This window comes from Clostridium sp. (assembly GCF_022482905.1).
Taxonomy (GTDB): Bacteria; Bacillota; Clostridia; order Clostridiales; family Clostridiaceae; genus Clostridium_B.
In genome coordinates, this window is the sequence record NZ_JAKVOI010000001.1 from 2,308,982 (window position 1) to 2,327,068 (window position 18,087).

Annotated in this window: 17 protein-coding genes; 5 read left to right on the forward strand and 12 right to left on the reverse strand. The window is 35.6% G+C overall.

Annotation, left to right across the window (positions count from 1 at the left end; genetic code table 11):
- Positions 1 to 8 precede the first annotated feature (8 nt).
- Positions 9 to 665: an urea amidolyase associated protein UAAP2 gene (locus LKE46_RS11395; RefSeq protein ID WP_291722146.1), complete on the reverse strand. Its 657-nt coding sequence runs from the start codon at positions 663 to 665 to the stop codon at positions 9 to 11.
- A gap of 37 nt (positions 666 to 702) precedes the next feature.
- A complete protein-coding gene (locus tag LKE46_RS11400; protein WP_291722149.1) occupies positions 703 to 1,422 on the reverse strand; it encodes an urea amidolyase associated protein UAAP1 in 720 nt (239 codons plus the stop codon).
- Positions 1,423 to 1,732: 310 nt separating this feature from the next.
- On the opposite strand from LKE46_RS11400, the gene LKE46_RS11405 reads away from it, so the two are divergent.
- On the forward strand, positions 1,733 to 2,503 hold the full coding sequence (locus LKE46_RS11405; RefSeq protein ID WP_291722152.1) for a response regulator transcription factor: 771 nt from the start codon (positions 1,733 to 1,735) through the stop codon (positions 2,501 to 2,503).
- A gap of 190 nt (positions 2,504 to 2,693) precedes the next feature.
- On the opposite strand, the gene LKE46_RS11410 is transcribed toward LKE46_RS11405, so the two are convergent.
- A complete protein-coding gene (locus LKE46_RS11410; RefSeq protein ID WP_291722155.1) occupies positions 2,694 to 3,974 on the reverse strand; it encodes an FAD-dependent oxidoreductase in 1,281 nt (426 codons plus the stop codon).
- A 16-nt stretch (positions 3,975 to 3,990) separates the two neighbouring features.
- Positions 3,991 to 4,956 (reverse strand): sulfide/dihydroorotate dehydrogenase-like FAD/NAD-binding protein, encoded by a 966-nt coding sequence (locus LKE46_RS11415; RefSeq protein ID WP_291722158.1) that lies wholly within the window; start codon positions 4,954 to 4,956, stop codon positions 3,991 to 3,993.
- A 165-nt stretch (positions 4,957 to 5,121) separates the two neighbouring features.
- On the opposite strand from LKE46_RS11415, the gene dapD reads away from it, so the two are divergent.
- The gene (gene dapD / locus LKE46_RS11420) at positions 5,122 to 5,838 is read left to right on the forward strand and encodes a 2,3,4,5-tetrahydropyridine-2,6-dicarboxylate N-acetyltransferase (RefSeq protein WP_291722161.1); all 717 of its coding nucleotides are present in this window, start codon (positions 5,122 to 5,124) and stop codon (positions 5,836 to 5,838) included.
- 50 nt (positions 5,839 to 5,888) lie between these two features.
- Here the strand turns inward: dapD and LKE46_RS11425 are convergent, their stop codons facing one another.
- Positions 5,889 to 6,728: a dimethylarginine dimethylaminohydrolase family protein gene (locus LKE46_RS11425; RefSeq protein ID WP_291725669.1), complete on the reverse strand. Its 840-nt coding sequence runs from the start codon at positions 6,726 to 6,728 to the stop codon at positions 5,889 to 5,891.
- A gap of 112 nt (positions 6,729 to 6,840) precedes the next feature.
- On the opposite strand from LKE46_RS11425, the gene budA reads away from it, so the two are divergent.
- Together budA and LKE46_RS11435 are read left to right on the forward strand one after the other, a co-directional pair.
- The gene (gene budA / locus LKE46_RS11430) at positions 6,841 to 7,560 is read left to right on the forward strand and encodes an acetolactate decarboxylase (RefSeq protein WP_291722164.1); all 720 of its coding nucleotides are present in this window, start codon (positions 6,841 to 6,843) and stop codon (positions 7,558 to 7,560) included.
- Between the two features lie 75 nt (positions 7,561 to 7,635).
- Entirely contained in the window at positions 7,636 to 8,025 is a 390-nt protein-coding gene (locus LKE46_RS11435) for a DUF1523 family protein (RefSeq protein ID WP_291722168.1), read from the forward strand.
- A 112-nt stretch (positions 8,026 to 8,137) separates the two neighbouring features.
- Here the strand turns inward: LKE46_RS11435 and LKE46_RS11440 are convergent, their stop codons facing one another.
- The 6 genes from LKE46_RS11440 to LKE46_RS11465 all read right to left on the reverse strand — a co-directional run bounded on the left by LKE46_RS11440 (position 8,138) and on the right by LKE46_RS11465 (position 15,563).
- Positions 8,138 to 10,141 (reverse strand): methyl-accepting chemotaxis protein, encoded by a 2,004-nt coding sequence (locus LKE46_RS11440; protein ID WP_291722171.1) that lies wholly within the window; start codon positions 10,139 to 10,141, stop codon positions 8,138 to 8,140.
- Positions 10,142 to 10,239: 98 nt separating this feature from the next.
- Positions 10,240 to 10,986, reverse strand: a complete 747-nt coding sequence (locus tag LKE46_RS11445; RefSeq protein ID WP_291722174.1) for a TIGR03915 family putative DNA repair protein — start codon at positions 10,984 to 10,986, stop codon at positions 10,240 to 10,242.
- Positions 10,987 to 10,999: 13 nt separating this feature from the next.
- Positions 11,000 to 12,286, reverse strand: coding sequence for a putative DNA modification/repair radical SAM protein (locus LKE46_RS11450; protein ID WP_291722176.1), 1,287 nt, complete (start codon positions 12,284 to 12,286; stop codon positions 11,000 to 11,002).
- Positions 12,287 to 12,459: 173 nt separating this feature from the next.
- Positions 12,460 to 13,047 (reverse strand): hypothetical protein, encoded by a 588-nt coding sequence (locus LKE46_RS11455; RefSeq protein WP_291722179.1) that lies wholly within the window; start codon positions 13,045 to 13,047, stop codon positions 12,460 to 12,462.
- Between the two features lie 354 nt (positions 13,048 to 13,401).
- Positions 13,402 to 15,147, reverse strand: coding sequence for an ABC transporter ATP-binding protein (locus LKE46_RS11460; protein ID WP_291722182.1), 1,746 nt, complete (start codon positions 15,145 to 15,147; stop codon positions 13,402 to 13,404).
- 116 nt (positions 15,148 to 15,263) lie between these two features.
- Positions 15,264 to 15,563, reverse strand: a complete 300-nt coding sequence (locus LKE46_RS11465; RefSeq protein ID WP_291722184.1) for an MTH1187 family thiamine-binding protein — start codon at positions 15,561 to 15,563, stop codon at positions 15,264 to 15,266.
- A 202-nt stretch (positions 15,564 to 15,765) separates the two neighbouring features.
- On the opposite strand from LKE46_RS11465, the gene LKE46_RS11470 reads away from it, so the two are divergent.
- A complete protein-coding gene (locus tag LKE46_RS11470) occupies positions 15,766 to 16,839 on the forward strand; it encodes a hypothetical protein (RefSeq protein WP_291722187.1) in 1,074 nt (357 codons plus the stop codon).
- A 48-nt stretch (positions 16,840 to 16,887) separates the two neighbouring features.
- On the opposite strand, the gene LKE46_RS11475 is transcribed toward LKE46_RS11470, so the two are convergent.
- Positions 16,888 to 18,081, reverse strand: a complete 1,194-nt coding sequence (locus LKE46_RS11475; protein WP_291722190.1) for a trans-sulfuration enzyme family protein — start codon at positions 18,079 to 18,081, stop codon at positions 16,888 to 16,890.
- Positions 18,082 to 18,087 lie beyond the last annotated feature (6 nt).

Sequence of the window (18,087 nt, forward strand, 5' to 3'; positions counted from 1 at the left end):
TTCCCTCCTTAATTTTTCTTGTCCCATATGACTAATCTAACCGGCGTAGGATTATATGCATTACAGGGGTTGTTCAACTGAGGACAATTGCTTATTAGAACCATGACATCCTCCAGAGCTTCCAGTTCTACGTAACAACCCGGTGCGGAAACCCCGTCGTCAAACTTCAAGCCGCCTTCTTTAGTAACCGGAACATTCATAAAAAAGTTGATATTTGGTGCCAGATCTCTTTTCATATAGAATTCATCCTTATTTGCAAGTTGAAGCATAAAACTGTCACGACAGTTATGCATATAATCTTTTTCTCTTGCATATCTCACAGTATTGCTCTGGGAAGAGCAGGCACCCCCAAGAGTATCATGCCTTCCACAGATATCTGCAACAATCTTCAATATTGGTTTTCCAGATTCCGTTCTCAAAATACTTCCCGTTGTCAAATATATATTTTTCTGTCCTATTATGGTCGATATTGCTCCATAATGATCCTGTGGATTATGAATATCATAGAAAGTCGTATCCACTGCCTGATTTCCACCAAGATCCACAATTCTAAATGTCTGGCCCTTTCTCAGCTCATGCATCCATCCGTCTCCAGCCAGTAATGTTTCATCATATACTGCATCTTCTATTTTTAAATCACTTTCTTTTCTTATAAAACCGTTCATATTTATCTCCTTCCCTGTTTAAATCAATTTGTTTGATTTAATACCCCATTAAATTGTAATAATCCCACGTATTTTCAAATGCGCGGTAATTTTCCGGCCTGTAATTTACACATTCATCGTTCAAATCCACAGGTGGTGCATCATATATTTCAACGGAAACTGGAACAGCCGGATATTCGGTACGCTCGTCTAAAGGGTTTGGCGTATTTGATAAAATCAATATTATGTCCATTTCCGTACGAAGAGTAACAGTCGCACCTTCACTGCAGTGCTTCTCATCATAATGCATGCTTCCATCACCTTCACAATAAACCTTTGAAAAGAGATTTACACATGGTACCAGATCCCTGACATTCATATTGTTTCTCACAAGTTCCACTGCGAAATTTTCCTCTCCACTTCTAAACCATTCATTGCGCACATCCTGATACTTGCTGTTGCCGTACTTTTCATCTGTCATCTTTCTTGTACTATAACCTGATATGCTGTCGTGCCATCCAAGACTGTCCTCGGTTATGCTGGCAAGCACTCTGCCATTGTCACTCATTAGAACATTGCCTTTAGTAAGATGAGATGTAAATTGTGCCTTTAGAGTATCCGGCATGTTATATCTTTCTGAAGTATCTCTCATGTTGTACATAAGCATTGATACATTGGCACCCGATTTTAATGCCTTAAAGTGTATGTATCTTCCTCTTCCTATATTGCCCGACCACTTTTCACCGGGTTTTAAAGTTTTAGACCATATTCTCTGCATATGTCATTTCCACCTTTCTCTCTTTTCATTTATGTCGAAATAAAACAATTTATTAATAATTTATGCTGTTTTGTTGTGATTTTTTATTATTTTAATATTAATAATGATGAAATTTTAACACAAAGAAAATTTGGTGACAATTATCCTAAATGTTGATTTTTTTAATAAAAAAATAGAACTTCTAGCACTAAAGTTCTACTCATCCATCACATTTTTTACATCTATTTTTGACTTTTATAGTCATGTATGTTAACATAATAAAATATTAATATACAATTTTTCTTGATTTCACTTTAAGGGAGGTAAGATAATGTCCAATATCAGTGAACATGATTGGCACGTAATCAACAATATACTTTTAGAAATATATTCACTGGATGATATTAAGGATATAGCAAATGAATTTTTAAGCCTGATTCGTGCTATTATCCCATACTCCAAGGCATATTTTATTTTATTTAATGAAAAACAATCAATTGATTACGAAAAATCCTCTTTTTATAACGTAACTGAAGAAAATATAAATAGATATATTAACTATTTTTACAATATAGATTATGTAAGTTACATATTCAATTTCACGCAGCCTATAACTTTCAAGGATACTGATATTATAGCAGATGACTTAAGAGAAAAAACCGAATTTTATCAAGGATTTCTACTTCCACAAAATATTCCTTATGGTGGAGGCATTTTATTTGTAAAAGAAAATAAGATACTAGGATTACTCAACCTTTTCCGTTCAAAAGAATTGGGGGATATAACACAAAGGGAACTGAGTATTCTTGAAATAATAAAAGATCATTTAAATAATATTCTGGCTTCCATTAGTTTAAGCAGTAAGGCTAATGACGGGAGAAAGAGTTTAAAATCAGCTAATTTTAAAAGATATAATTTATCCAATCGTGAGAACGAAATATTAAAACTGCTCATAAAAGGTTCCAGCAACAATGAGATTGGCAAAGCATTGTGTATCAGTATTTCCACTGTAAAAAAGCATGTCTACAACATATTTACCAAACTTGGTGTCAACAGTAGAATGCAGCTGATCAGGTTTATTGAAAATAATTATAAAATATAGAAAATTTAATCGTAATGCAATTAGGATAATCTGGTGAAAAACAATTATCTTATTTTTTTATATCAGTTATACTATGTTTAACTTGTCTATCCATTTCTGTCTGCTGAAGTACACAGCAAAATCACTCTTTCCTGACAATAATTATAAATTAATTGTCTAAAATTATTGTTGGGAAAGAGTGGCTTTTATTCTAACTTACCAAATTCACGTTGAATATATTCAAGAGTCCAAGCCTTTTTATTCTTGATCTTATTTCATCCTTATCTATGGAGTACAGTCCTCTTTCTTTCATCCTGCTGAAATATTCCGAGCCGGCAAATGTATATCTGTTCTTTCTGCCATCCTCAGTACGTATTTTACTGTTTGCATAATTTATTATATCGCCTATGATCGTATCTGTAGGCAATATTACAGTCGGCTTCTTCAAGCCATATCTCACTGCATTGTGCCCGGCAAGTGATCCAGTGCATATAGCCTCAGTATGCCCTACAAACAATCCGCTCTTTTCTCCACCGCAGAAAAGATTTTTTACTCCCTTTACTCTCAAATCATTGTACACAGGAGCAACAGACAAGTATCTTATGGAATTCCCCTTGCCGCCAGAATACGGGTCTATAAATTTCGCACTCTCAAGTCCATGTATTTTCCTCAATTTTTCAAGTGGGTAATAGGATGTCATAAGTTTTACATGTCCGGTATCAAGAAGGACTACATTTTCTGCAAATTCCTTCAGTGCATACTGCTGGCATACCTTTGCCTTCAACTTATCCATATTGACATCTTCTTTCGGCACCTTAAGAACTACAACCCCTTTTTCTTCAAGTTCACTCAGGATATCCACGGCAATTGTCTCCTTTGCCAGTTTACAGGAACCGCTGAAAGCTCCATAATTTCCATCAAGCCTTTCTCCGTGAAGGTCCTCCACCCCGGCGCACTTGCTTATGCTTATCCTCGGTCCAAAGGATGGACATCTAAGTACACACATGGAACATCCATTTCCATACTTTATGCAATTTCCCATTGGTCCTGTAGAACCCGTGGTTTCAACAAATACATCCCCTTCTTCATAATCCCCAGCTGAAGTATATATTCCACTTATCCTGTTTCCATCCATCCTGACATCGACAACTCTTGAAATCAAATTTAGTTTTATTCCGCTGTCAAGGAGATATTTTCTGACTACAGGTTCTATTTTATTTACATCATATAGCCATGCATGTGCATGTCCCGGGAAATCAATATTCCTATGTCTTGTAAGACTATCCGTAATATTTATCAAATCCCCGGCACCCAAGGCTTGAATTTCTTCTGCTGCGGTATATCTGCCGTTGTTCCTCATTATTCCCCCTACATTTCCGAGTCCAAGCACCATATCGGTTTTTTCATAGATGACAACATCTGCGCCGGCTTTTTTAGCAGTAAGTGCTGCTGCACAGCCAGACCATCCTGAACCTATAACTACTATTTTCATAAAATGAAATGCCTCCTTAAAACAATCTTCTATCTTTGAATAAATCTCTTGGGTCTATTTGAACCTTGCACAATCTTTTAACAACATCATTTTCATAATGCTTTGTACAACTTGCACATATTCCCTCGCCGCAGCTCATTTTGGCATTGTTGCAGCATGAAAATCTTATCGTATCATCTGCAAATTCAAGAATATTGTAGGTCAATATATCAGGTCCTCCACAGTGAATTATATTTATGGCATTTTCTGATATGATTTTCTCCAATATGGACCTGAAATTCTCCGTTAGCTTTCCATCTTCAAGCATATCGCAGTATATAGTTTCAGAGCTGTACTCTTTGAAATACTTTTCTCCAAAATTGTTTTTAAACTGTGTATCCACAATGGATATGACTCTGTTGTTGTTTGAATGCAGTTCTTTCATGACATGAATGGAAGGTACTATGCCTATACCTCTTGCTGCAACTATGGAAACCCCGTTTTTTGCCTTGTATATATTTGAAAGTCCCATTATCCCATTTGAAAATGGTCCCCTGACAAGCACATAATCGCCTTTGTTAAGCCTTAATAGACTCTTTGTTTTGGTTCCAGCAGTCTTTATCATGACTTTTAATGTCTTCTCCTTCTTGTCTGCTTCCATTATGGACAGTGGTACATCATAGTAGATTGGATCTCCATTTTTTCTCAAGAATACAAAACTTCCAGGATATATAAGTTCTCTGACCAAATTTTCAGGTGCATCTATGACAAAGGAATAAAGATCCTCTTCAATAACTTCTTTCTCTTCTATAAGACAGCTGTAGGTTTTTCTTAAGTTGTTCGGCCTGTTTCCATTGGATATATATTTTTCATATATACATACTCCACACCAGTTCTTGCATTGGCAAAAATGCCCTCCAGAAAGCTGAGAGCACAATATGCAGTCCAGTGTCTCTGCAAGATGGCATGGGCAATAAATGCTTCCAGCATCAATACAATACATGTACACAACCTCCGTCTAATTCTATATGAATTTTTATTATTTTTATAAGACTATACATTATCAGGGTATTTTTTTATAATGGGTTTTGTTACTTAAAATGGTTGGATTTTAAAAGTTTTATATGTTATAATTTGTTTCAATAAGTCAAGAAAGGATGATTTTAATATGGAAGAAAATTATGACTTAACAAACCCCTACGAAATTGCAAGATACATAAAAGAATCCAAGAAATCTACTCCGGTTAAGGTATATCTAAAAGGGGACTTGTCTGGATGCGATTTAGGCAATATGGAAGATTACAGCGGATCTGATTTTCATATTATTTTCGGTGAGAGTGATGAAATAGCAAATTTTCTGAAAGAAAACGAGGACAAAATCAAACAGTTCAAGCTGGAGTATGACAGGCGCAATTCTGCCATTCCCCTTATAGACCTAAGAAATATAGATGCGCGAATAGAACCAGGTGCAATAATAAGAGATAAAGTAAAAATAGGAAAAGGTGCCGTAGTAATGATGGGTGCCGTAGTGAATATAGGTGCTGAAATAGGTGATGGTACCATGGTCGATATGAATGCCGTGGTAGGTGCAAGAGGAAAGCTCGGCAATAACGTTCATCTAGGTGCCGGAGCAGTTGTAGCAGGTGTACTGGAACCACCAAGCAAATCTCCGTGCATAATAGGAGATGAAGTGCTGATAGGTGCAAATTCAGTCATACTTGAAGGGGTAAAAATCGGTAAAGGCTCCGTAATCGCAGCAGGCTCCGTAGTAGTGGATGATATACCTGAAAATGTGGTTGCTGCAGGTTCTCCTGCAAAAGTAATAAAGGTTGTAGACAGCAAGACAAAGGACAAGACTAAACTTTTAGCTGATCTTAGAAAATAACAGCAAAGAGGATTGCCTCTCAAAAATCGTGGTCAATCCTCTTTAAATAATTATCTGCTTAGTGGGAACGTCATGCAGTGTATGCCGCCGCCATGCTTGAACATCTCATTTATATCAACTTCTATCACATCAATTCCATTTGCCCTGAGCTCATCATTGACTTTTTTATTATTTTTAAAAGATACCACCCTGTCATTTCCAAGAGCTTGAAGATTGCAGCAGCACTTGAGCAGCCCACTCCTATCCACATCTATTATCTGAAAATTTCTATCCTTCAATATTTTAAGGAAACTGTCCGGCAAAACCTCCCTGCATGCTACGGCAAGCTTCTCCGAAATCATGTTGAAGCACATGTCCAGATGGAGACATTTTTCCGGGCTTGGAACTGATATTACACTGTATCCATATTTCTCTATCTGCCTTCTTATTTCATCCACACCAGTTTCATCAGTTCTTTCAAGCACTCCTATTGCTATGGTATTTTCATCCAGCATCCAGAAATCTCCACCTTCAAAAATGCCTATGCTGCATCTTGCTATGCATGGAATACCCATATTGCCCATTTTCTTCTCATAAGCTGTTGTCTCTCCCTTACGTCCATCATGCTTAAAGCCGCCCAGTATGTATCCCTCTTTTATACATGCTCCAAAGTCCCTTGAAAACACCTGATCCTTGAGTTTTTCATCCGGGGTCATAAGTACAACTTCAACACCGTTTGACCTGTATGCATTCACAAGTTCAGCATGCTCCCGTGCACACAGGTTATTATCTATCTGAATCTCCCTTCCATTTATCATCTTTTTTGAAACTGCATATGCTGGAGGACACATCAATACCTTCTTCAATAATCCAACTGAATTTTTTACAAAATATCCGCTAATTTTTCTCATCTCCAAACTATATTCTTCTAATATATTATTCTATCAAAATTATCATTAAATTATTTATTCCAATCCGAAATTTTTATGAAATATGCTATAATTGTTTTTGAGGTGATAGTGAATGGATGATGAGTTGAGGGTTCCAAATCATATATACCAGATGTCTACCATAAATGCCCTGGTTTCAGGATTATACGACGGATGTGTTTCTTTGAGCAAACTTCTCCAGAAAGGTAATTTTGGAATAGGAACTTTTAAAGGTCTTGATGGAGAGCTGACCCTGTTAAACGGTATTTTTTACAGGACAAGGCCTGATGGAAGCATATATACATGTTTGGAAAATGTATCTGTTCCATTTGCCGTAATTACTGAATTTGAAAACTATAATCTGCACAACATCAAAAATTGCCTTTGTTATGAGAGTATAAAGGAAAAGCTTGACAATCTCATTGAAAGTAAAAATATATTCTATGCCCTTTATATGAAGGGAAGCTTCAACCATGTCAAAACCAGAACTGTGGTAAAACAGGAAATGCCCTACAAAGTAATGTCGGATGCCGTTAAAAACCAGCCTACTTTTGAATACAGAAATATCGAGGGCCATATAGTGGGATTCAGGTGCCCCTCTTATGTAGAAGGTCTCAATGTACCTGGATATCATTTTCATTTTATAAGCAGCGATAAAAAATTTGGCGGTCATATATGTGAATTGTCAATAAAAGATGCAGATATCCGCATACAAAAGTGCTCCTGCTTTAGAATGGAACTTCCTGAAAATGAGAATTTTTACAAGTTGAAAGTCACAGACAGAAGCAATGATATAAAATCTGTTGAAAAATAATCCCATTTTATACTAATACGGCTGCAAAAAGAGTAATAATAAATATAGCAAGTTTTATTAGTTCAAGGGGATTATATGAAAAGAAGAAGAATCAGAATTCGCTCACTTATAGTTATCTTTATCTGTATACTTGTAACAACTGCCTTATTTCCACACTTTATAAGACACACCTATACCATTACTGTATCAAACAAACAGATAAATAAACAAAATGAGGAAAATATGTATATGATATATACCCAGATGGACGATGGAAGCGTAAGAACGTTCAAAAATATCAACAGCATAGTTGAATTTAAATTCAATTCCGATGATATATACGGAGGCATGCAGATTTACAGAAAATACGAGATCAGAGCATATGGTCTTAGAATACCCATCATATCCTGCTATGAAAATATAGTGAAAGTAAAAAAGGTGAAAGACAACTTTATCTATCCTGGAAATTATTTTCAGTCAAATTAAAATCAGGGAAAGGAAGCGGGAACTACTCCCGTTTCCTTTCCCTATTTTTAACAACTGCCAATAAGTCAGTTTCAAGGCCGCATATGCAGAACCATGTTATATTCACAAAATCTTATGAAATAGTCACCCTGTCAACATATTCATTTAGTTTATCAGATATGTCCTTCAATTTTTTCATATTTTCATTTATATTTTCTATGGAATTATTTTGTTCTTCCACAGAAGCTGCCAGTTCCTCACTTCCTGCAGATGCTTCCTGGGAAATAGCCGATATATTCTCTATGGATTTGACGGCTGAATTCCTGCTTTTGTCTACCTCATCGATCTTAGCAGCCAGCAGATCTATGTTCGACAGCATTTCCACCATATGCTTTTCAATCATGGAGAAGGATTCATTTGACTGTTTCATACTCTTGTTTGCTTCATCATTGGCACTTGTGGAATTTAAAACACTTAACCTGGCTTTTTCTATTTCATCCTGTATTTCCTTTATTATGGATGAAATTCTGCCTACAGCTTGTCCTGTCTGTTCTGAAAGTACCCTTACCTGATCGGCTGCTACGGAAAATCCCTTTCCTGCTTCTCCAGCCCTTGCAGCCTCAATTGCAGCATTTAATGCCAGGAGATTTGTCTGTTCAGATACAGATTGTATTGTTCCAACTATTTCACCTATTGATTTGGATTCTTCCGTAAGGCTTTCCATGCTCTCTGATACATCTTCGGAAGCTCTGCTGCTGTCTTCAAGTTTTTGATTCAGTATCTTTATTGATTTTATGCCGTCTTCACTTATATTTCTCGTGGAATGGAAATGTTCCCTCACTTCAACTGACATATCAGATATATCCTTTATTTTCAAGGATAAATTGTTCAATTCTTCTGTACATTTGTTTGCCTCACCTGACTGGGTCACCGAACCCTTTGCCATTTCATCCGTAGTTCTTGAAACTTCTGTCACGGATTTTGAAGTTTCATTCAATTCATTTCCTATATTGATCGAATGATCAAGTATATCACGGGAACTATTCTTTAGATCAGAAAATACTTCAACAAGTATATTGGAAAGTAATTTTAAATCTCCTGCTATAGCTCCAAGTTCATCCTTATTTCTTATTACACTGTTCAATTTATCCCCATCATATTTAAGATTAAGCTTTCCCATCTGCTCTATTACATATCGTATATTACCTATAGGCTGTGATATCATTTTTCCAAGATATTTGGAGACAGCTGCAGCTGCCGTTATACAGGCTGCAAGTATGATAAAATTCAGAATTATCAATGAGTACAGGGATTTTGAGAATTCACTTTTAGGTACTGCAAATCCTACAGTCCAGTTTGACATTTTCACTTTTGAGGATACAAAATATCTTTCCGTTCCATCATAATCCTGTATATTGTACACATGGCCGTTGCCAATTCCAGTTTGTTTGTATTTTCCCTTCATGAATGTATTTATATTTTTCAGTTTATCATTTGACGGTTTTAAATCTTTATAAGGATGTACAAGTACATTATTTTTATCATCCAGTAAATAGCCATAACCGTTTTTAGCTACTTTAGCCTTTTCTATTACATTTGTTATTGCATCCATTTTCATATCTTCCGATATTACCCCTATGATTTTTCCATCTTTAACAAGAGGCATTGATATGGAAACAACCATTTTTTTCGTTGCCATATCATAGTAAGGTGCATAAATAAGTCCATTTGACGCAATTGCATTTTTGTACCAAGCCCTCATCTTAACATCATAGTCTTCTGGAGGTGTCCAGTTAGCCCCATCAATAAATGGTCTGTCCTCGGAACCAATATACAAATCTGAAATATCTGGATTTGCTTTAAGCTTTCTTTTCAAATAAGCAAGTGACTTATTATCATCACCGACAATATTGTTATCATGCATATTGTCTACAATATTTGTAAACTCAGCAGTCTGTTTTTCCAACCAGCTGTTTATAATTTCAGAGTACTTCTGAGATGATTCCGTCATCTTTTCTTCATACTCTTTTACAAGTGCAGTTTTAGCTATAAAATAACTTCCAATCAATGAACACAGCAATAGCACTACAGTTAATCCCAGTACGGAAAAAGTTATTTTATTCCTTATACTTTTCATAAAAAAGCCCCCTAATCCAATAAGTTAATTTATTTATATATATCGATGTATTGTTTTATCATCTTTAATACTTTTTGGAACATAGCGGGCAGGTCCTGTCATAAAAATTCAGTCATATATTTCCAATATCGCTTCGGCATGTTGCTCATACGGCACTTTGGATTTCTCCGTTCTTGTATTCCGATGGTATTATAAAAAAGCTTCCACAGTTCCCTGAAATGTATTTCCTCTTCATCAGGTTCTGGCATAGTGAAATTTTCAGCCGGAACAATTGAATGTTCACAGGAATCATGAACAAACACAATATCATAGGTCCTATCATAAATCAAAAAGTACTCTCCGGGATATCTTCTGCAGAAGTGGCTTCCAATAATAGGCAGAACACAATTCTCAGGCTCTATCTGTGCTGCAAGTCCATCGTTGAAAACAGAAAACCTCAAGAATCCTTCTATAAGGTGACTTTCATTTTTCAAATACTTCACTGCTTTAAAAAGCCTGTTTACCACATCGTCTGCAAGCATGGTCATAACTGGAGGGCCATAATAATATCCCTTTCTCAAAAATAGCAGTATATATAATTCTTTTTGAGAAACACAGCTTAAAAATGCATACTTCACAAAGTTCAGAGTCTGATTTCCCATTTTCCTGGGTATAGATTTAATTACTCTTCCAGATTTGATTGAATCTGTCGTAACTTTTATGGAGGGAAGAAAAGTTGTCTGTACTTTAAAATGCGGCATTATATCAAGCGGAATTTCTCTCCTATAATAGCTTTCAAATACACAACACATGAGCCCTTCAAAGCTTCCATCATATTCATAGATGACATCTGATCTTTTAATCATATATTCACTCCTCCTATACCAGTGACAGTTCATTGAAAAATGACAGCTGTTCAAAATCAGGTCCTGAATTCAGATTTTTATAATATCTGCGGGCTTCACTTTTGGACATCAATGATTGCAACACCGAATTACGGTCAGTTTTAAGATTGTCAATTGTTTTCCCATTGCAGATTATAAAATACTGTGCCCTTTTAAGTACTATTCCAAGCTTTTTGAGCATGTAAAAATCAAGAATGGTATTCCTTCGCACATACACAATTCTCTTTGCACTTCTTACTCCAATTCCCGGAACTCTCAGAAGCTCTTCGTAGGACGCATGGTTTACATCTATCGGAAAATAATCCATATGACTCAGTGCCCAGTTGCACTTGGGGTCTATGTAAGGGTTGAAGCTCCGATGATTATCATCCAGAATTTCAGCTGCCTTGAATTTATAATATCTCATTAGCCAATCAGCCTGATAAAGCCTATGCTCTCTCAATAGAAGTGTTCCTCTGTCCGGACATGTCACAATTGGATTTTGAGAAACAGGTACATATGAAGAAAAAAAGATTCTTTTCAATTTGTACTTTTTATAGAGATTTTCAGACAGGGTGAGTATCTGAAAATCCGTATCAGGAGTAGCACCTACAATCATCTGTGTACTCTGACCCGCAGGTACAAATCTGGGTGAATGACAATACTTTGTCCGCTCAATTGAATTTTCACCTATTCTATCCTTGATATACCCCATTGGACCAAGTATGGAATGTTTCGATTTATCCGGTGCCAGAAGTTTCAGACTGCTCTGTGAGGGCAATTCTATATTTACGCTCATTCTGTCAGAAAACATTCCCAGTCTTTCTATGAGAATATTGTCAGCTCCAGGAATTGCCTTTGTATGTATATATCCAAAAAATCTATACTCATCCCTAAGTATCCGCAGAACTTCAAGCATTATTTCACAGGTATAGTCAGGACTCTCAATTACGCCCGAACTGAGGAAAAGTCCTTCAATATAATTCCTGCGATAAAAATTAATTGTGAGATCTGCAAGCTCACGGGGAGTAAAGGAAGCTCTTGCAACGTCATTTGACCTTCTGTTGACACAATATCTGCAATCATATGCACACACATTTGTCATAAGAACCTTTAGAAGTGAAATACACCTTCCATCTGAAGCAAAACTGTGGCATATGCCGCAAGCCTTGGAACTTCCTATTCCCCCTTTTCCCGGCTTTCTGTCCACTCCACTTGAAGTACAGGCTACATCATATTTTGCTGCATCAGTTAGAATTTTCAACTTGTCAAACACATCCACTGTATTTCGCCTCCTCATTTAGTTTATATTACCATAGAACTTATGTTCTTGTAAAGCATTCTTCACACAAAATAAGCATCCTGAATAACGGATGCTTATTAAAGGTCATCACTTATTAAATAAACTAAAACGTGCTATTTTTTATCTTGTGCATTGCTCTTGAATTAAGGCCTTCACACTATAACAGGCATTATCAATTTATTTTCAATTTCCTTCCAAAAGCTATCAAAGCATGGGTTTTCTTCTATGTACCTGAATATGGATTTTATTTCATTTATGGAAGTATAGGAAATACAGGAAGTCTTATTATTTTTTTCATTTTGAGGAGATTTCAACGTAGTACCTGCATCCATATTCAATATTTTATTTATCTCTCTAATTAATATTTTATTGCCGTATATCCTCAAGCGCAGGGATTTGTATTTTATCTTTTTCTGCTTATTTTTATATCTAGTACAGTAGTCAAATCTGCTGTGCAATTCTATATACGCTCTCAGGAAATCACCATACTGTTTTAATCTAGGCAATTGCCGGATATCAGAATTTCTGCTGCTCCAGCCTATATCCTTTAATTTTTCTATATTAAAATATTTTGTACTCAATACATATTGCACATTGTTCTTATCTTTTTGTTTATATATATTATTTCCACAAATTCTTTGTATTTGCTCAAGAAAATATTTATTTTTATTCTTAAAAATCAATCTTCCCCGTGATATATACCCAATTGAGAATATTATGCCCAAAATATAATCATTCAAAACCATCACCCCATTGATTCTATGTAATCTTCATATCGAACAATAAATTCTTCTGTAATTATTTACGAATATTAAAATTGATTTCAGGGTGCTTTTTATTAAATTTTTCAAATAGCCCATGAATACTTTTGTAAAATGGACTACAATGCAATTGAAGCAGAGAATACAATAAGAGAATGAATATACTCAAATATCTGAATAGACTAGGCAAAAAAACAAAGCAAGCATCCGAGGGGCTAACTCAAAATGCTTACAATATTAAAAATATATTAAATGCAGGTTAATATTAAATTTATGAACTTGTGATAGTAGTAAGAATAGAAGGTTACTGCTGTACATTCGCAGCAAAATTCTCTATTCCCTTATATCCAGACCCTCGAACTGCATATTGTAGTAGTGAGAATAAAGTCCGCCTTTTTGGAGAAGTTCCTTGTGGCTCCCTCTCTCTTTTATACCCTCATCGTCAATAACTATTATTTCATCTGCATTTCTTATAGTACTGAGCCTGTGGGCAATAACTATGGTAGTCCTGTTTTTTGCAAGCTTTTCAAGGGACTTTTGTATGAAGTTCTCACTTTCATTATCCAGTGCCGATGTTGCCTCATCCAGGATCAGTATAGGCGGGTTTTCAAGAAATACCCTTGCTATGGAAATTCTCTGTTTCTGTCCTCCCGAGAGCTTGACTCCTCTTTCTCCTACATAAGTATCATAACCGTTGTCAAGACTCATTATATAGTCATGTATATTTGCTTCCTTGGCCGCTATTATCACATCTTCCTCCGAGGCGTCAGGCTTTCCATATTTTATATTGTCCCTCAATGTTCCGGAAAAAAGATATACATCCTGCTGTACTATTCCAATGGAATTTCTGAGAGACTCAAGAGTAACATCTCTCACATCAATGCCATCTATCATTACAGAACCAGATGAAACATCATAAAATCTCGGGAGCAGCGAACACAAGGTTGTCTTGCCTCCCCCGGACGGTCCGACAAACGCAATTTTCCTCCCCGCCTCTATCTTTATATTTACATTGTCAAGTACCTTTTTTTCATCAGTATAGCTAAATGAAACATTTTTATATTCTATATCACCTTTTACATTTTTGAGTTCAACTGCATCTTTTTTGTTAACTATTTCAGGTTTGGTACCTATTATGTTCATAAACCTCTTAAAACCAGCAAATCCTTTCTGAAACTGCTCTGCAAAATTTATAAGTATGTCTATAGGATTTATAAATATATTTATGTATAGTGCATAGACTGCAAGATCCGATATGTGCAGTGAACCATTTGCTATAAAAAATCCACCTGTAACAATTACTACTACATATAGAAGTCCCTCGAAAAATGCATTTCCGGCCATAAATTTTCCCATTGCCTTATAGCTTTTTTCTCTTGAGATCCTGTATGCATTGTTGTTTTTATCAAATTTTTTCCTTTCAATATCCTCATTTGCAAAAGATTTCACAATTCTTATTCCCAGAAGGCTGTCCTGAACAGAAGAATTTATATTACCCATCTTTTTTCTGTTGTCAAAAAATATTCTCTGCATTTTTTTGTTCTGATAAAATGAAAACACAACCATCATCACAGTTACCACAAGAAGTATGAAAGTCATCTGTGGATTTATAAACATGAGTATCAAGAAGGAACCTATTATTTTAACTGCAGATATAAACACATTTTCCGGACCATGATGGGCAAGTTCTGATATATCAAACAGGTCTGAAACAATTATAGACATCATCTGTCCTGTATTGTTCTCATCATAATAGGAAAAGGACATCTTTTGCAGGTGATAAAACAGATCCTTTCTCATATTGTTTTCCATTCTCGCTCCCATTATATGTCCCCAAGAAGCAATAAAATACTGACAAAAATATTTTATTATATAAATGAGAAATAAAATTATACCGATATAAATTAGAGAATGCAGTATAACTGATTTGTCCTTCAAGAATATAGTTGTTGAAAGATACCCTAAAATCAGAGGAAATGCCAGATCCACCAATGATACTACAAGTGCACAAAATAAGTCCGCATAAAAAAGGCCCTTATAAGGCTTATAATAGTACAAAAATTTTTTAAATAGTTTCATAGAATTTTCTATCGTCCTTTCTTATATCTATAAATGATTATTATAACATTCCATATAATCAGTGTAAAGACAAAATATATGAATCGGCAGTCTATCTGAAACCACCGATTCATATACTACAGTTTTTCTTTTACCGAGTTGAGCTTCTGACTCATAGATGCGTCTTTGTCTCTTCTGTCATCTATGCTTATAGAAGTAATTACTCTCTTGGCACCATTTTGGAAAGGAACTTCATGCATTTTTCTTATAACCTCCAAAATAACGTCCAGATCTCCCTCAAATACTGTCGCCATAGGTGTAAGTTCATATTTGATACGCTTCTCATCCTGAAGTATTTTATGACAATCAGCCACATATTTGCTCACACTTGTAGATCCTGTTCCAATTGGTACAATTGTTGCCTGTGCTATAGCCAAATTTAACACCTCCATTTTAATTTTAAAACAATTTGCTGCAAAAAAAAAGAGCTGGGGTCAGTTCCCAAGCCTTAAAAATATACTTTAAAGCATCTTATAGACAACTTTCATTTCCATTTTTATGAATTTTAGTTTGACACCCATACCTATCTAATTTATAATTTAATTGCATAATGCTAAAAATTAAGGAAGCGAGATTGATATGCTAAATGTTATTAAAACTGCGGTCATAACGATAATTATATCATTTATATCCGGTTTATTATTGGATTATTATAAAAATTTGGCACCCAGAATACTGTGCAATATAAAAAATACAGTACCTAAAAGGATAAATGGGAGAAAGATCTGTGAATATATTGTTACTGTCAGCAATGTATCAAAGAAGACAATTCATGAACTGAGTCTGAATATACAAAGTTTACAGAACAGCTTGAAGATTACAGATGCCAAAATCACAAAAGGTTTGAAATTTGATTCCTCGGTAAAAGACAAAATAATAGATATTCACATTCCATTTTTGAGTAAGGGCGATAAATTTTCAGTTATAGTATGTATCGAAAATCAACGTGCAGTAAATGCCAAACCTATTGTTGTACTCAGGTCACCTGAAAATTTCAAGAGAATAAATTCCATATATCAAATTGGGATTCTATCCTCATTGTTCAAAAGGAGACAAAATACAGGGCAGGCAATGGCAAATAGCACAAACAGGCCACCAATTGAAAATAAAAGAATAAGTGGAAAACCCGGTATCAGTAAAAAAGCTCTGTTATCTATCGTGTCAATCATGTTGGTTGTGATTGTGGGAATAATGGTAAAATCTTATTTCAAAGGATTACCTTCAAATACACGAACACCTGCTGTAAATACAAATACTTCAAAACAGTCAACTGATTCGTCAGGATCATCATATGGCAATACGGGAAATACAAATAGTAAAACATCACAAACGGATAAATCTGAAAATACAGGCACGAAAGCATCCAAAACTGGTTCCTATGGAAATACGGATTCAAAATCATCAACAGGAAATTCCGGTACAAAAACACCTGAAACAAAATCATCCGGCAATTCTGATATAAACAAAACTCCGGCAGACTCATCCGGGAACTCGGATAAAGGAACACAGACAGGAGATTCATCCGGAACATCTGGAACATCTGGAAATTCTGATACAAAAACACAGACACAGACGACAGGATCATCCGGCGGATCATCTGGAAATTCCGATACCCAGACTCCTCCAGCATCATCCGGAAATACAGGCAACTAAAAAATCCTGACAGTCAATACATCAGACTGCCAGGTAAATTAATTTTCATTATTTAAAAACTTCCAATGCCTTAAGAAAATCCCCTATCAGATCCTCACCTTTTTCTATTCCTACAGATACTCTTATCAGCCCGTATGTTATTCCCATTTCTAGTCTTTTTTCTTCGGGCACATCATAGTGTGAAGACATAACAGGATGAGAAATGGTTGTCCTGTATCCTCCCAATGTCATGGCATAATGGGCAAGCTTGAGTTTTCTCATGAATCGATTGATTTTCTCTTTATCATCAGACAATACAAAACTCAGCATTCCACCAAATTTGTCATCAAACAACCTCTTTGCCAGCTCATGCTGAGGATGTTTCTCCAAGCTTGGATGATTAACTTTCAACACATATGGACAATCATCCAGGGCTTTTGCAAGCATTGCTGCATTTGACATCTGCTTTTCTACACGAAGTGACATTGTTCGCATGCCCCTTTGAACAAGCCATGAAGTAAATGCATCCGCTGAAGTACCAAGCAATACCTGCAGATCATAGGCTTTTTTTATGAGTTCTTTGCTGCCTGTGGCCGATCCACATACGGCATCACTATGTCCGTTTGCAAATTTCGTGAGGCTGTTCACTGTAACATCGGCTCCATGTTCAATAGGTCTGAAAGCAACTGATGTCATAAATGTATTATCCACAATCAGCAAAGCATTATTCCTATGAGCTATATGTGATATCTCATCTATATCAACGACAGTAATCATCGGATTTGAAACTGTTTCTGTATAAAGTACTTTGGTATTGTCCTTCATGGAATTTTTCACTTCATCAACATTTGTAAAATCTACATATGTTACATCGATACCGTACTTCGGCAGAACTTTACTGAATATATCTATAGTTTCTCCATACAGAGTCTTATCTGAAAGAACATGATCTCCCTGTTTGACTATAGATAAAATTGTTGTAGAAATTGCAGCCATTCCTGAACTGCATATAATAGAATCTTCTCCTTTTTCAAGATATGTCATAAGTTCAATCAGCGCACTTCTATTCGGATTCCTGTTTCTGTTATAGCAAAAACCTCCGACATCATATCTCTCCTGCAATTCTTGAAGATCCTGCACATTAAAGGCAGTTGTCAGATAAATCGGAGCAGTTTCCGGATTTGAGGCCAGTTTATTTATATATGCTCCTTGTCTCATTAATTCTGTCTCAAATGAAAATTCTTTATCCATATCTTTAAACACAAATAT